General features: G+C 63.2%; 13 protein-coding genes. 7 read left to right on the forward strand and 6 right to left on the reverse strand.

Annotated features, from left to right (window positions below):
- Window position 1: 1 nt before the first annotated feature.
- From L7H23_RS03085 to L7H23_RS03105, 5 genes are all read left to right on the forward strand, one after another.
- Complete coding sequence (locus L7H23_RS03085; protein ID WP_237837901.1) at window positions 2-1,393, forward strand: glutamine synthetase family protein; 1,392 nt, start codon at window positions 2-4, stop codon at window positions 1,391-1,393.
- A gap of 93 nt (window positions 1,394-1,486) precedes the next feature.
- On the forward strand, window positions 1,487-2,596 hold the full coding sequence (locus L7H23_RS03090; RefSeq protein WP_237837902.1) for a spermidine/putrescine ABC transporter substrate-binding protein: 1,110 nt from the start codon (window positions 1,487-1,489) through the stop codon (window positions 2,594-2,596).
- Window positions 2,597-2,619: 23 nt separating this feature from the next.
- Window positions 2,620-3,525, forward strand: coding sequence for an ABC transporter permease (locus L7H23_RS03095; protein WP_237837903.1), 906 nt, complete (start codon window positions 2,620-2,622; stop codon window positions 3,523-3,525).
- Window positions 3,525-4,367: an ABC transporter permease gene (locus L7H23_RS03100; RefSeq protein ID WP_237837904.1), complete on the forward strand. Its 843-nt coding sequence runs from the start codon at window positions 3,525-3,527 to the stop codon at window positions 4,365-4,367. Before L7H23_RS03095 ends, L7H23_RS03100 begins: the two co-directional genes overlap by 1 nt.
- A gap of 2 nt (window positions 4,368-4,369) precedes the next feature.
- Window positions 4,370-5,500 carry an ABC transporter ATP-binding protein gene (locus L7H23_RS03105; protein ID WP_237837905.1) on the forward strand — a complete coding sequence of 377 codons (1,131 nt, stop codon included), beginning with the start codon at window positions 4,370-4,372 and terminating at the stop codon, window positions 5,498-5,500.
- Between the two features lie 98 nt (window positions 5,501-5,598).
- On the opposite strand, the gene L7H23_RS03110 is transcribed toward L7H23_RS03105, so the two are convergent.
- From L7H23_RS03110 to glk, 4 genes are all read right to left on the reverse strand, one after another.
- Window positions 5,599-6,537 carry a DUF808 family protein gene (locus tag L7H23_RS03110; protein WP_237837906.1) on the reverse strand — a complete coding sequence of 313 codons (939 nt, stop codon included), beginning with the start codon at window positions 6,535-6,537 and terminating at the stop codon, window positions 5,599-5,601.
- Between the two features lie 20 nt (window positions 6,538-6,557).
- Complete coding sequence (locus L7H23_RS03115) at window positions 6,558-7,931, reverse strand: aspartate aminotransferase family protein (protein ID WP_237837907.1); 1,374 nt, start codon at window positions 7,929-7,931, stop codon at window positions 6,558-6,560.
- 105 nt (window positions 7,932-8,036) lie between these two features.
- A complete protein-coding gene (locus L7H23_RS03120; RefSeq protein WP_237837908.1) occupies window positions 8,037-8,777 on the reverse strand; it encodes a gamma-glutamyl-gamma-aminobutyrate hydrolase family protein in 741 nt (246 codons plus the stop codon).
- Window positions 8,778-8,820: 43 nt separating this feature from the next.
- A complete protein-coding gene (gene glk, locus L7H23_RS03125; protein ID WP_237837909.1) occupies window positions 8,821-9,792 on the reverse strand; it encodes a glucokinase in 972 nt (323 codons plus the stop codon).
- Between the two features lie 262 nt (window positions 9,793-10,054).
- Between glk and L7H23_RS03130 the strand changes: the two genes are divergently transcribed.
- Window positions 10,055-10,291 carry a hypothetical protein gene (locus L7H23_RS03130; RefSeq protein ID WP_237837910.1) on the forward strand — a complete coding sequence of 79 codons (237 nt, stop codon included), beginning with the start codon at window positions 10,055-10,057 and terminating at the stop codon, window positions 10,289-10,291.
- Between the two features lie 6 nt (window positions 10,292-10,297).
- Here L7H23_RS03130 and L7H23_RS03135 read toward each other — a convergent pair whose 3' ends face one another.
- Both L7H23_RS03135 and L7H23_RS18495 read right to left on the reverse strand, forming a co-directional pair.
- Window positions 10,298-10,744, reverse strand: a complete 447-nt coding sequence (locus L7H23_RS03135) for an Lrp/AsnC family transcriptional regulator (protein WP_237837911.1) — start codon at window positions 10,742-10,744, stop codon at window positions 10,298-10,300.
- Window positions 10,744-12,684, reverse strand: a complete 1,941-nt coding sequence (locus L7H23_RS18495; RefSeq protein WP_275671221.1) for an isoaspartyl peptidase/L-asparaginase — start codon at window positions 12,682-12,684, stop codon at window positions 10,744-10,746. The genes L7H23_RS03135 and L7H23_RS18495 overlap by 1 nt, the downstream gene beginning before the upstream one ends.
- A gap of 196 nt (window positions 12,685-12,880) precedes the next feature.
- Here L7H23_RS18495 and L7H23_RS03150 point away from each other — a divergent pair, with 196 nt between their 5' ends.
- The gene (locus L7H23_RS03150; RefSeq protein WP_237837912.1) at window positions 12,881-15,667 is read left to right on the forward strand and encodes a TonB-dependent receptor; all 2,787 of its coding nucleotides are present in this window, start codon (window positions 12,881-12,883) and stop codon (window positions 15,665-15,667) included.
- Window positions 15,668-15,692 lie beyond the last annotated feature (25 nt).

The following is a 15,692-nucleotide window of genomic DNA, read 5'->3' on the forward strand; positions in this document are numbered from 1 at the left end:
GATGTCGAAGTCATCGGGCGTGATCGCGCCGCGGTCGGAAGCCGAGGAATTTTTCAAGGCCAATCCCGACGTCGATTCGATCGAAATGATCTACACCGATTTCGGCGGCGTCCCGCGCGGCAAGCGCCTCCGCCAGCATGAGGTGCTCGCGGTCTATGAAAGCGGCCGCATGTTCCCCGGCTCGATCACCGTCGTCGACATCACCGGACAGGACACCGTCGAAACCGGCCTCGTCTGGGAGGATGGCGACGCCGACCGATCGATGAAGCCGATCCCCGGCACGCTCGTCCGTACCCCATGGGGCGGCGAAACCGCAGCGCAATTCCTCGTCGACTTCTATGAGCTTGACGGCACCCCGCACGACCTCGATCCGCGCCACGTCCTCGGCCGCGTCATCGACCGCTTCACCGCCGATGGATTGACCCCCGTCCTCGCGGTCGAGCTCGAATTCTATCTCGTCGACCCGCGCCGCGCCCGCGACGGCAAGGTCCGCCCGGCCCGCCCCGCCTACAGTCGTGACACACCGCGCAATGTCGAGGTCTATGGCCTCCGCGAACTCGATGATTTCCGCCCCTTCTTCGATGCGCTCTACGCCGCGACCGATGTGCAGGACCTGCCGCTCGAAAGCGCGATCTCCGAATTCGCCCCCGGCCAGTTCGAGCTGACCCTGCGCCACAAGCCCGATGCGCTCCGCGCCTGCGACGATGCGATCATGTACAAAAGGCTCGTCAAGGCGATCGCCCAGCAACAGGGCCTCGAAGCCACCTTCATGGCCAAGCCCTTCGCCGATCAGGCGGGCAGCGGCATGCACATTCACGTCTCGGTCAACGACGATGCGGGCAGCAACATCTTCGCGAGCGACGACCCTGAAGGCACGCCCGCGCTCCGCCACGCCATCGGCGGCATGATCGGCACCGTCGGCGACGGCTTCGCACTATTCGCGCCGCACGCGAACAGCTATCGCCGGTTCAAGGCGAACAGCTATGCTCCGGTCGCGCCGACATGGGGCGTCAACAATCGCACCGTCTCGTTCCGCATCCCCGCCGGTCCGCCGCCGAGCCGCCATGTCGAGCATCGCGCCTGCGGCGCCGACGCCAACCCCTATCTCGCGGTCGCGGCGGTACTCGCCGGCATGCATCATGGCATGACGACCAAGGCTGATCCGGGCACCGCGGTCGTAGGCAACGGCTATGACCGCGGCAGCAGCGGCGACGACAAGCCGCCGTCGAACTGGTTTGCAGCGGTCGACCGCTTTCATGAGTCGGCCCTGATGCGCGACTATCTTGGGACACGCTTCGTCGACATGTTCAGCATCGTGAAACGCGTCGAACAGGACAATTATTTCAGCGTCGTCCCCACCCTCGATTACGACTGGTATCTGCGCAACGCATGAATGTTCCAAAAATTCTTGGTGCAGCGCAAAAAAGCCTCTTCCCAAGGTGACATTATTGAGTCAGCTTGGCGTCACATAACAGGGAGGCCAGCCATGGATCTGAACGAACTGCTGAAACAAAACCGGGGTCGTCGCTCGCTCTTGCAGGCCCTCGGGGTGGCAGCGGTCGGGATCAGCTTTGGCGGCGGCCTCGCGGCCTGCAGCAAGGGCGAAGGCAAGAAGCTCGCGAACGGCGAGGAAGCCAAGCTCAACTTCTACAACTGGGATACCTATATCGGCGAAACGACGCTCGACGATTTCAAGAAATCGTCCGGGGTCGAGGTCACGATGGACCTTTTCGACAGCAACGACACGCTGTTCGCGAAGTTCAAGGCCGGCAACCCCGGCTATGACGTGATCGTCCCGTCGAACGATTTCGTCGAGCGCATGATCCGCGCCGACATGCTGCAACAGCTCGACCATGCGCAGATCCCGAATATCAAGAATATCGAGCCGAGCTTCATCAACGTCGATTATGATCCGGGCCGCAAATTCTCGATGCCCTACACCTGGCTGGTTCTCGGCATCGGCTATCGCAAGTCGAAGGTCAAAACGAAGCCCGACAGCTGGAAAGTGCTGTTCGACAGCCCCGAATATGCCGGCCGCATCGCCTGGCTGTCGGAGGCGGGCGACATGTTCCGCCTTTACGGCAAATATCTCGGCAAATCGGTCAACGCGCTGACCCCCGCCGATATCGAGACGATCTCGGCAATGATGATCAAGCAAAAGCCCAATGTGAAGAAATTCCACGAGGACGACGGGCAGGATCTACTGATGAAGGGCGACTGCGACGTCGTGCTCGAATATAATGGCGACATCGCGCAGGTGATGACCGAGGATGACGATCTCGACTTCATCGTGCCGAAGGAAGGCAGCCAGTTCAATTCGGACACGCTGTGCATTCCGAAGGGGGCGCCGCACCCGAAAAACGCGCACGCCTTCATCAACTATATGCTCGACGCCGAAGTCGACAAGAAGATCACGGAAAAGATTCTCTATCCGACCCCGAACGCCGCGGCGAAGGCGCTGATGCCCGAAAGCTACAAGAACAACCCGGTCATCTTCCCGCCTGCGGATATCCTCGCAAAATGCGAATATGCGAAGTTCAACGAGAAGCTGCAGCCGCTCTATGAGGAAGCCTTCACCAAGGTGCGGGCATCGTAACGGCCTGAAGGAGGCATCGGGGGGTGGCCGAGCAGGACTGGAAAACGAACAAGCGGGTCTTCGCGGCGGTTTCGCTGCCGACCCTGCTGTGGACGATCCTTTTCTTCGTCATCCCGATGGGGATCGTCTGGGTCTACAGCTTCGGTCAGAACGCCGGGCTCAACGAAATCGACATTTCGGGAACGCTCGACAATTACAAGCGCGCGACCGAATATCTCTACCTCAGCATCTTCGGCAAGAGCTTCGCGGTCGCCGCGCTCGTCACGCTGATCTGCCTGATCGTCGGCTTTCCCGTCGCGATGGCGATTACCTTCGCCAGCGAGAAATGGCGGCCGTGGCTGCTGCTCGGCATCATGCTGCCCTTCTGGACCAATTTGCTGGTGCGCACCTATGCGCTGATGATCATCCTCGGGCAGCAGGGCTATGCGAACAAGGGGCTCGAGGCGCTGTGGGGCGGTGCGAGCTGGATCAAGACGCTTATCGGGCTCCAACCGCTCCCGACATGGGAACCCGCACAGCTTCTCTTCAATAATTTCGCGGTCGTTTTCGGGCTCGTCTATGTCCACCTGCCCTTCATGGTCCTGCCGCTCTATGCCGCGCTCGACCGGCTCGACCGCAGCCTGATCGAGGCGAGCCTCGATCTGGGCGCCGGCCATTTCCGCACAATCATGCGCATCGTCGTCCCACTCGCCGCGCCGGGCATCGTCGCGGGCGTGATGATCACGCTGATCCCCGCGCTCGGCGCCTATCTGACCCCCGACCTGATGGGCGGCACCGACAGCCAGATGATCGCCAACGTGATCGAGCGCCAGTTCAAGAAGGCGAACGACTGGCCCTTCGGCGCTGCGCTCTCCTTCATTCTGATCTATGCGATGTTCATCCTGATCGCGCTGCAGTCGATGCGCCGCAAAGTGCCGGAGCTTCACTGATGGCGCTGTTCAGCCGCACTCCGCGTGCACCGCTCGAATATAGCCGCACCCTGTGGATGCGGCTGTGGGTCGGCGCGGTGATGGTCTTTCTCTATGCGCCGCTGATAGTGCTGATGATCTTCAGCTTCAACGACAGCAAGCGCAACGTCGTGTGGCGCGGCTTCACGATGAAATATTACGACAAGGCGCTGAACAACGACGTGCTGGTCGAGGCGCTGGTCAATTCGCTGACCATCGCCGCGCTGGCAACGATCGCCAGCCTGATCCTCGGCGCCATCTCTGCGGTGATGCTCTGGCGCTTCCGCTTCCCGCTCAAGAGCGCGGTCGACGGAACGATCTCGCTGCCGATCATCGTTCCCGAAATCTGCATGGGCGTCGCTTTCCTGATGTTCTTCGCAAAGGTGCAGTGGCCGACCGACCTCGTCTGGCCGTTCAACCTCAGCGCGATCACGATCGCCCACATTACCTTCTGCTTTCCCTTTGTGACGATGGTCGTGCGGTCGCGTCTCGCGAGCTTCAACCGCGAGCAGGAAGAAGCTGCGAAGGACCTTGGCGCCGGCGAATGGCAGATGTTCCGCGACGTGCTGATCCCGCATATGAAGCCGGCGCTCATTGCCGGCGCGCTGCTGTCGTTCACGCTCAGCCTCGACGATTTCGTCATCACCTATTTCACCAGCGGCCCTGACACTGTCACCTTCCCGGTGAAAGTCTATTCGATGCTGCGCTTCTCGGTAACGCCCGAGGTCAACGCCGCCTCGACCATCCTGATTGTCCTGACCATCGTTTTGACTGCCGTCGCGCTGAAGCTTCAGGGCGTGAAGGCCATCGCGGAAACCCACTGACCATGACCGATACCAAGCCGCCGATCATCCAGATCCAGAATGTCACCAAACGCTTCGGCAAGGTGGCGGCGGTCGACAATGTCAGCCTCGACATTCTCGCGGGCGAATTCTTCGTCCTGCTCGGCCCTTCAGGCTGCGGCAAGACGACGCTGCTGCGCATGATCGCGGGGTTCGAACTGCCGACCGAAGGCAGGATATTGATCGACGGACAGGACATGGCCGGCATTCCGCCGAACAAGCGCCCGGTGAACATGGTATTCCAGAGCTATGCCGTGTTTCCGCACATGAGCGTCGCCGACAATGTCGCCTATGGCTTGAAGATCGCCGGCGTGAAGGGCGGCGAGGTCAAGGACCGAGTCGCCGAGGCGCTCGAACTGGTGAAGCTCGGCGGGTTCGAAAGCCGCATGCCCGACCAGATGTCGGGCGGTCAGCGCCAGCGCGTCGCGCTCGCGCGCAGTCTCGTCATGCGGCCCAAGGTGCTGCTGCTCGACGAGCCGCTGTCGGCGCTCGATGCGAAACTCCGTGCGCAGATGCAGTTCGAGCTTTCAGAGCTGCAGGAAAAGGTCGGCATCACCTTCGTCACGGTGACCCACGATCAGGACGAGGCGCTGTCGATGGCGTGCCGCATCGGCGTCATCAACAAGGGCGAAGTGGCGCAGCTCGCGACCCCGTCGGACCTCTATGAATATCCCGCCAACCGCTTCGTCGCCGATTTCGTCGGCTCGGTGAACATCTTCGAGGGCAAGCTGACCCTCGACGAGCCCGACAAAGCGGCCGTCGAGTGTCCGGGGCTCGGCAAGGTCTATCTCAATCATGGCGTCACAGGACCGCACGGCGCCGACGTCTGGATCGCGCTGCGTCCCGAGAAAATCTATCTCCACGTGCCGGGCGAGGGCAAGGCGGTCAAAGCTGCGGCGCAGGATGCACCCGAAGGCTATAATTTCGCGCGCGGCAAGATCCACGGCATGAGCTACCTCGGCGACATCACATTGTTCGAGATCGAGCTGGAAGGCGGCGCCCGCATCCGCGTCTCGCGCCCGAACCTGTCGCGCCACGACCAGGAAGATTTCACCTGGGGTGACAAGGTCAGCATGCACTGGCGCGCCGACAGCCCGGTGGTGTTGCTGGGCTAAAACTCAAGCACATCATTCCGGCGGAGGCCGGGATCTCGACTTCGCGGATCAACGCCTAGGCGAGACTCCCGCCTGAGCCGGAGTGACGGTTATGAATATTAGTGCGCCGCCTTCTTGCCCGGCAGGAAATGCAGCGCGCCGACGATCAGCCCGCCGAGCAGCAGCCCGAACACGCCCGCGCCGCCGGCGTTGATCAGCCATTCCCAGAGCCCCGCCAGCGGCAGCCCGCCGCCAATCGCGTGCGCGGCATCGTGCAGCCAGTGGCCGAGCCCGCCGATATGATATTCGTCGAGGCCGTGGAGCACGATCTGGCCGCCGACCCACAGCATCGCCGCGGTGCCGATGACCGCCAGCGCGGCGAGCAGCTTCGGCATGAAATCGACAAGCCCGCGCCCGATGGCGCGGCGTGCCTTGTTGCCTTCCTTCGCCATGTGCAGACCGATATCGTCCATCTTCACGATCAGCCCGACGACGCCATAGACCGCAACGGTGATCAGCACCGCAACCAGCGCCAGCGTCGCCGCACGCATCGCGAGATGCTCGTCGAGAACCTCGTTGAGCGCGATCACCATGATCTCGGCCGACAGGATGAAGTCGGTGCGCACCGCGCCCTTCACCATCTCCTCTTCGTGATTTTTGTCGGCGACGATCTCGGCGTCTTCCTCGAGGCTCGTCTTGTCCTCCTGCAGCGAGTGCAGCACCTTTTCGGCGCCCTCGAAGCACAGATAGGCGCCACCGAGCATCAGCAGCGGCGTGATCGCCCACGGGACGAAGGTCGACAGCACCAGCAGCGCCGGCAGGATCAGCACCAGCTTGTTGAAGATCGATCCCTTGGTGATCCGCCAGATGATCGGCAGCTCGCGGTCGGGGGTGAAGCCGGTGACGTAGCGCGGGGTCACCGCGGTATCGTCGACCACGACCCCCGCCGCCTTGACTCCGGCCTTCGACGCCGCGGCGCCGATATCGTCGATGCTCGCGGCCGCCACCTTTGCGATGGTGGCGATATCGTCGAGCAGGGCAAAAAGGCCAGAGGGCATAAAGTCTTGGGCTTTCCTGTTTAGAGTGCGCGGAGTTTCGGCAGCACCTCATCGAGAGATTTGCGGATAATGGCAACCATCTCGTCGATCTGGTCGGTGGTGATGACCAAAGGCGGGCACATGACCAGGCTGTCGCGGATGCCGCGCACCATCAGCCCGTTCGCGATGCACGCATCGCGCGCCATCGGCCCCGCGGTCCCCTCGGCGCCGCCGAAGCGCGCACGCGTCGCCTTGTCGGCGACGATCTCGACCGCGCCGAGCAGCCCGATCGAGCGCGTCTCCCCGACGAGCGGATGATCGTTCAGCGTCGCGAGCGCCTTGGAAAGATGCGGACCGGTCAGGCTGCCCGTCAGCTCGACCAGCTTCTCGCGCTCGATGATCTCGATATTCTTGAGCGCGACCGCCGCGGCGACCGGGTGACCCGAATAGGTGAAGCCGTGGACAAAATCGCCGCCGGTCTTCAGCACATCGACGACATGGCTTGCGACCGCGGTCGCCGAGATCGGGAGATAACCCGACGACAGCCCCTTCGCCATCGGCATCAGGTCGGGCGTAAAGCCCATCGTCTCATGGCCCCACATCTTGCCGGTGCGCCCGAAACCGCAGATGACCTCGTCGGCGACGACCAGCAGGCCATATTTGCGTGCGACCGCCTCGACCTTGGGCCAGTATCCCTTGGGCGGGATGATGACGCCGCCCGCGCCCTGCACCGGCTCGCCGATGAAGGCGGCGCAATTTTCGGGGCCGACTTCGAGGATCTTGTCCTCGATCGCCTGCACGCAGGCGTCGCAGAACTCTTCCTCGGTCATCCCCTGCCCTTCGCCGAAATAATAAGGCTGGCGGACATGTTCGACACCGGGGATCGGCAGGTCGCCCTGCGCATGCATCGCCTTCATCCCGCCGAGCGAGACGCCCGCGACGGTCGAACCGTGATAGGCGTTCCAGCGACTGATGAAGACGGTGCGCTTGGGTTCGCCCTTCAGCTTCCAATAGTGGCGCACCATGCGGAACACGGTGTCGTTCGCCTCGCTGCCCGAGGCATTGAAAAAGATATGCGGCAGGCGGTTGCCGGTGAGCGAAGCGATCTTCGCCGCCAGCGTTACGGTCGGCGGCGTCGCGGTCTTGAAGAAGGTGTTGTAGAAGGGCAGCTCGCGCATCTGCGCCGCCGCCGCCTCGACCAGTTCCTCGCGGCCATAGCCGACGTTGACGCACCACAGGCCCGCCATCCCGTCGAGGATGCGGTGCCCGTCGCCGTCGGTGATGTAACAACCCTCGGCATGGGTGATGATGCGGCTGCCGCCCAGCCGTTCGATCTCGGCCCAGTCGGCCTGTGCGGGAAGATGGTGCGCGACGTCGAGGCGGCGCAGTTCGGCGATGTCGTGATTGCGGGGCATGTCAAAACTCCTGAATGTCTGGAAACCGAAAGAAACCGGGTCCGGACAATCAGGGCGAGAAGCTGATCCTTGCGAGATAGCGGTCGTAGCGGGTGACGCGGCGGTTCATAATTCGCCTCTTAACGCGCGCCCGAGAAGGTGGAAATAGGTCTGGCTCTGGTCGTTGGCGTCGGTCGCCCATTCGGGGTGCCACTGCACCGCAAGCAGCGGCGCGCCGTTCGGCCGGGCGCTATAGGCTTCGACCAGCCCGTCGGGCGCCCGCGCTTCGACCGCCAGACCGTCGGCGAGCTCGTCGACCCCCTGATAATGGACCGAATTCACCTCGAGCGAAGGCGTCTCATACGCCGCCGCGAGCAGCCCGCCCTCGACCAGATCGACCTTGTGTCGGTGGTCGAACATCGCATCGAACGCCACGCCGTCGGGCGCGTGGTGGTGCAGCAATTGCTCGCTCGCCGAGGTATCGCGCCGCAGCGTCCCGCCAAGCGCGACGTTGATCTCCTGAAAGCCGCGACAGATGCCGAACAAGGGCCGCTGCGCCGCGATCACTGCTTCGACGAGTTCAAGCATCATGGTGTCGCGATCGGGATCGAACGGCCCCTCACCCGCCGAAGGATCATGGTAGCGCGCCGGCTCGACATTCGACGGCGTCCCCGTGAGCAACACCCCGTCGAGCCGCCCCACGATTTCGGCGGCGCGCATATAGTCGGGCAGCGACGGAATGATCAGCGCCGCACAATCGGCATGACGCATCGCCGCAGTCGCATAACGGTTGATCACCGTCTGCGCGATCTCGGTCCCGACGGTGCGGTTGCAGGCTATGATACCGAGGACGGGGCGTGAGGACATGCATCCTTGCTGCCGATTTTAGCCGCGCTGCGCCAGTGAAATCTCAGGCGTGCTGACGCGCAAAGGCTGCAGCAGCTCCGAACAGGCCGGGCTGCGGATGCGTGATCAGCTTGACCGGGATCGCCGCCATGAAATTCTCGAACCGCCCCTTGGCGACGAAACGCTCGGGAAAGCCCGAACGGACAAGCTGGTCGCGGATGCGAAGGCCGAGGCCGCCCGCAATGACGACGCCCGACGCACCCTGCGCCAGCGCGAGATCGCCCGCGACGCTGCCGAGCGACAAGCAGAAACGATCGGCGGCGGCCGCGGCGAGCGCATCTTCACCGCTCATCGCCTGCGCCCAGATCGTCCGGTCGTCGAGCGGCGTGATTGCGCGCCCTTCCATGCTCGCTAGCGTTTCATAGATGTCGACGATGCCCGGCCCCGAAACGATCCGTTCGATCGACACGCGCCGGTGGCGCTTGCGCAGCCGTGCAAGGATTGCGTCCTCGATGCTGTCGAGCGGCGCGAAGTCGATATGGCCGCCCTCGGTCGCCTGGACGCGATATTGCCCGCCGTCGCGCCAGACATGCGCCACGCCGAGCCCTGTTCCGGGGCCGATGATACTGACCGTTCCGGCGGCGGGAAGTGGCTCATCGGGGCCGGCCAGATGCTCGAAATAGCCGGCATCGGCCTGCGCAACTGCGTGACCCACCGCCTCGAAGTCGTTGACCAGCACATAGCGGTCGACGTTCAGCTTCTCGCCGATCAGCGCCGGACGGATGATCCATGGATTGTTGGTGAAACGGATGATCTCGCCGCGCGTCGGCCCGGCGATCGCGATCGCGACGGCGCGCGGCAAGGTCCCGTCCTGCCGCTGCTCGAAATCCTGCCAGGCGGTCTGAAAGCTCGCATGATCCTTGGTGTGGAGCGTGGTTTCCTGGCCCAGCGACACCACGCGTCCCCCGGCGACTTCCGCAATCGCAAACCGCGCGTGCGTACCGCCGATGTCGACCGTAACGATCTGTTCGCTCATGACTCTCCCTTGCCGGCTGCTTTCCCGGATACCCGCCAGTTGTCGCACGTTGGTCGCCGATGCAACAGGGCATAGCTATGCGCCGGGCCAATCGCGGCTGCGGATCGGCACAGTCGGTATCCGTTGCAACTGACAGCGTTGACAGTTAAAAGGGTGCAGGTCGCAGTTTTCCACTTTCCTGCGGCTCACCGCGATGCGTTTCCAGACGTTCGCCCGGGGTCACCGTCCACGACATCGGGGCATCGCGGACCGGAGAAAGCTGATGACCGCCGACAGCCGGAAGATCGAGACCAGCGCTCGCAGGATTCACGACGCCCATGGTGCGCGGGGCGCGGTTCTTATCGCCGAGAGGATCGGCGCCGTTTCCGCTGCCGAAGACCGTACGCAGTTCGACACCTGGATGGCCATTGCGACGCAGTTCGTCAGACTCCAAGGCGACGCGCAGGCGCAGCGCGAAACGGCACGGCACCTGCGCAGGCTGCTCGATACAATTCTCTAGCCGGCGTTATCGTTCGATCTTGGTTGCCAGAATGACCGAGGTCGTCGTGCGCTCGATCCCATCGAGCAGCCCGACATCGTCGATCAGCTCGTTGAGCTGGATGCTGTCCTCGGCTTCGAGCATTGCGATGATATCATATTCGCCGCTTATCGCGTGGATCGCCTGCACCTGCGGCAGCGCCGCCAGCGCCTGTTCGACCTCGCGATGGTAGCGCGGCAATGTCTTGATCATCATGTGCGCGCGAACGCGGCTCGCCGCAAAGGCGTGGCCGAGACGCACGGTATAGCCTGCGACGACCTTGTCCTCCTCTAGACGCGCCAGTCGCGAATATATCTGCCCGCGCGATATGCCGAGCTCCTTCGCGAGTTGCGCGATCGTTTGCCGCGCATCGTCGCGCAACAGGGTGAGCAGGCGTTCGTCGATCTCGTCGAGATTGACGCTGCCGCCGGACATCAATCCGCCCATTTCTCATCAGCGAAAATCGCTGCCTGGGGAACACCGCCCGAGGTCATGCGGCCACGATACATGCCAAGATCGTTGATGGCAAAAGCCGGACGTCCGTCGGGGCCCATCGCAATCAGGCCGCCATCGCCGCCGATCCCGCCAACCGACAGGATCGTCGCCTGTGCGGCATCCTTCAGGCTCTCGCCGTGCCAGGCGACGCGGTCGCAGACCTGCCGCGCTGCGCTTTCGCGGATGAAATACTCGCCCGATCCGGTCGCCGATACCGCGCACTGGCCGTTCTTCGCATAGGTGCCGGCGCCTATGATGGGCGAATCGCCGATGCGGCCCCAGCGTTTGCCGGTCATGCCGCCGGTCGAGGTAGCCGCGGCAAGATTGCCGTCCGCGTCGATCGCCACCGCGCCGACAGTCCCGAACAGATGCGTCGGATCGAGTGCCGCGGTCTGCTTTTCACGCCAGCGCAGCAACTGCTGCCAGCGTTCCTCGGTACGAAACCAGCTCGGGTCGACCTGTTCGAGTCCGCGCTCGATCGAGAAGCGGTCGGCGCCCGCACCGCTCAGCATCACATGCGGGCTCTTGTCCATCACGGCGCGCGCGAGGTCGACGGGATGGCGGGTGCGTGTGACGCCCGCGACGGCGCCTGCCTTCTGCGTCTTGCCATCCATGATCGCGGCATCGAGTTCATTCTTTCCCTCGGCGGTGAAGACGGCGCCGCGTCCGGCATTGAACAGCGGATTATCCTCGAGCACGCGTACGGCTGCGGCAACCGCGTCGAGCGCCGGACCACCCTTGTCGAGCACTGCGCTTCCGGCACGAAGCGCTTCGTCGAGCCCCGCCCGATAGGCCTTGTCCTTCTCGGGCGACAGCGTCCCGCGCTCGATCACCCCTGCCCCGCCATGGACCGCGAGCGACCAGCGGGGAACCTCGACGACCTCGCCTGCGCGGGCGGCATAATTGCGTACGAAAACCGGATTATCGACCTGCCCCGATGGCAAATGGATGACCGATCCCGGGCCGACGCCGGTGACCTTGACGCGCGGCGCATCGAGCGGCCCGCGCCCTGTGACGCCGCGCAATCCCGAACCGTCGACGACCCAGGCATAGCCGTCGGGTGCGGTCGCATAGATGCGGCCCGACCCGTCGGGCTCAACCGCCAGCGCCGCGCTCTCGTCAACGCCGAGCCCGATCATCGCGGGCTGGTCCGCAGGCCGGTCGACCTGCGCCTTGGCGACAAAGGCAAAGAGGCGTCCCAGCCGCTCACGCTCCTTGAAGTGCGTGTCGGTGACGACGCCTTTCAACAACGCGAAATGCAGAAAGTCGCTCTCGATCGTGTTCGCGGGTCCGAGCGGATCGGCGAGTGCCTCGGGGCTGCGGAGACTGCCGTCGTCCATTGCGCCGTAGAGCTTCTCGCCCTGGATCGCGAGACCGGCGCTGGTCCCCGCAAGTGGCTTGCCCGCCGCGACATGCGCGTTCAGGATGTCGCCCACCGGTGTGCCGCGCCAGTAGCGGACATAACGTGCCTGATCGCCGCCGGCGATGAAGATGCCGTCGGCCTTGCGCAGCCGGTCGAGAATCTTCCTGTTCGTCGATTGCGAGCGGGCATGAAAGACGAAGATTTCGGTCGACTGGATCCCGCCGATATCGTTGTAGAATTCCTCGCCGATTTCCTTGCCATAGGATGCGCTGATCACGACGATGTGACCATTTCCGGCCTTGCGGAAGAACCATTTCATCGATTCGATGTTCCGGTCGCCGCCTCCCATCAGCAGCAGGCCGCCGGAGACCTGACCCGGCGTAGGCGTGTCGAGCTTGCCGAACACATAATGCTCGTACGCCTGCTCCTTCGCCTCTTTCGCCGATACGGCCGACGAGAGGGCCAGTCCCAACGTCGCCAGCAGCAACCAGAAGCTCCGCACGATCCGATGCTGCATATGCTTGTCCCTTTCGCCTGCGCCCGAGTGGCACGATGTTACATAATGAACGGTCAAATTGACAATATGATTTCCTGATTGAGCATATTGATTGAAACTATCGGTAATTTCTGATTCAGTGGGTGCGACGAAATGAAGGGGAAGCGCGCCCGTGCGATTCGCACAGCGAAATGCGCGCAAAACGACAAGGGGTTGTATGATGACGAAATTCGGGAAGCGTTCGTTTCGCGTCCTTTTGGGCCTGAGCGTGTGCGCGCCGGCGCTGGTGGCGCCCGCGTTTGCGCAGGAGGCGGAAAGCGGCGGCGAGGAAATCATCGTCACGGGTTCGCGCATCCCGACGATCAAGGATCAGGGCCCTTCGCCCGTTACCGTGATCGATTCCGACACGATCCGGGCCAACGGCTATACCAGCGTTCCCGAACTGCTCGCCGCCATGACGCAGAACAGCGGCGAGACGCAAAGCCCGCAGTCGGGCAGCAGCGCCGACTTCACCCCGGGCGCGCAGCAGGTCGACCTGCGCGGCCTCGGCCCCAATCATACGCTGGTGCTGATCAACGGCCGCCGTATCGCCGACTTCCCGCTGCCCTATATCGGCCGCAGCAATTTTACCGACATCTCGAACATCCCGGTCAGCCTGATCGACAAGGTTGAAATCCTCAGCGGCGCGGGATCGGCGATTTACGGCTCGGACGCGATCGCGGGCGTCATCAACTTCAAGATGAAGGAAAAGCTCGACGGCATCACGCTCGACTATCGCCACGGCCGGACCGAGCATGGCGGCGGCATGTCACATCGCTTCACGGCGACCGGCGGCTGGTCGACCGATCGCTTCAACATTTCGGGCGGGATCGAATATCTCGATCAGCGTCCGCTCTGGGCCTATGATCGTTCGATCCAGGACAGCACCGAGGACAGCCCGGTCAGCACGATCGCGCGGCGCACCTTCCTGCGCTACAGCATCGAGGACGACACCTATATCGACCCCGGCGCTGCGACCTGCGCACGGCTGGCACATCTGAACCGCGGATCGACAATCTATACGTCGCGCCCGCGTTACGGCGAATATGACCCCGATCTCGATGACTACGGCCCCGGCTATTATTGCGGGAGCAAGGAATCGATCGCTTACGGAACGATCGTTTCGGGCCGCAAGGGCTTCAACAGCTTCGGCACCATGTCGTACGAGCTGTCGGACAATGCGAAGCTCTTCGCCGATTTCCAGTTCGGGATCAGCAAGGTCCGGCTGATGTACGACGTGACGAGCTGGGCGTTCGAAAACTCGTCTTCGAGCTCGGACAACAGCTTCTACAACGCGTTCGACGACACGATCGACGACTGGTCGCGCCAGTTCGCGCCGGAGGAAACCGGCGGTTTCGAAATGCAGCGCATCAAGCAGACGACGTACAGCATCACGCCGGGCATCCGCGGCAATTTCGGCAAGAGCTGGAGCTATGAGGCTTCGTTCAACTACAGCCGGTATCAGTCGGTCGTCCGCTGGCCGCAGATCATCAACCAGAAGGCCCAAGACTTCTTCCTCGGCCCGCAGCTCGGTATCGACGAGGACAGCGGCTATCCGATCTACAACGCCGATCCGGCGGTGAAGCTCTACAGGGCGCTGACGCCCTCCGAATATGACAGCATTTCGGCCGATACCGTCTATCGCCCGTACAGCTGGACGAACAACCTGCAGGCGACGCTGACGAACACCGAGCTGTTCCAGCTTCCCGCCGGCCCGGTCGGGTTCGCCGCGGTCGCCGAATATGGCAAGCAGGGCTATAATCTTCGCCCCGATCCGCTGGCGCTCACCGACTATTATTACAGCTGGAAGGACAGCGACGGCGAAGGCAAGCGCAGCCACGCCGCGATCGGCGGCGAGCTTCGCGTGCCCGTTCTCGATTTCGTGACAATAACCGGCGCCGGGCGTTACGACACGTTCGGCTTCGCGGGCCGCGACGTCGGAAAGTTCACCTATAATGGCGGGATCGAGGTCCGGCCGACGAACAGCCTGCTGTTCCGCGCCGCCTATGGCACGGCCTTCCGCGCCCCCGACCTTCATTATGTCTTCACGGGTCCGGGCAACGTGCAAAGCAGCGTCGACGACTATTATCTTTGCCGGACCGAAGAGCCCGACGAGGATATCGGCGATTGCAGCTACTCGGGCAGCGGAATCGTCGTGAACCGCAACGGCAACCGCGATCTCGACGCCGAGACCGGTCGCACGCTGACCGCCGGCATCGTTTTTGCGCCGTCGAGCCGCCTGCACGTCTCGGTCGATTATTTCCGCGTGACGCTCGACAACCAGGTCGACGATCTCAGCACCGACCAGCTTGCACGCGACGAAGCCGATTGCCGGATCGGCCAGACGCAGAACGGCACCGCGGTCGATATCAACTCGCCGACCTGTCAGGACGCGATCGCGCGCATCAACCGTTTCACGACCGGCGGTCTCGCAGGCCAGATCTCGTCGATCCGGGTCAATCCGATCAACATCGCGCGCGAAAAGACGAGCGGCCTCGACATTGCCTTCCGCGGCAGCCTGCCGACCAGCTTCGGCACCTTCACCCTGTCGGCCGGCCACAGCCACGTGTTCAAGCACACGTTCCAGCAGTATCCGGGCGATCCGATCATCGACAAGCTGGCGGTCGACAGCGGCTATTATCTGCCGCGCGACAAATCGACCGGCAGCATCAGCTGGGAAAATGAGGGGCTGCAGTTCACGCTGTCGGGCACGCGGCTCGGCAAGCTGCCCAACTATGACGAGGACGCCTTCATCAAGGCCAGCTACCTCTTCAACGCGACGATGCAGGTCGATTTCACCGACCATCTGCGCGGCTCGCTGACGATCCGGAACCTGTTCGACAAGATGCCGGTGAAAGACCCGACCTGGTCGAGCTATCCCTATTACAACACCAGCTGGTTCGACAGCATCGGCCGCAGCGTGTTCCTGCAGCTCACGTACAAGCTGGGCGGCTCGGCGCTCTGAAGCGCGGACAGGCGGTGACGGCCGG

Source organism: Sphingopyxis sp. BSN-002, assembly GCF_022024275.1.
Classification (GTDB): domain Bacteria; phylum Pseudomonadota; class Alphaproteobacteria; order Sphingomonadales; family Sphingomonadaceae; genus Sphingopyxis.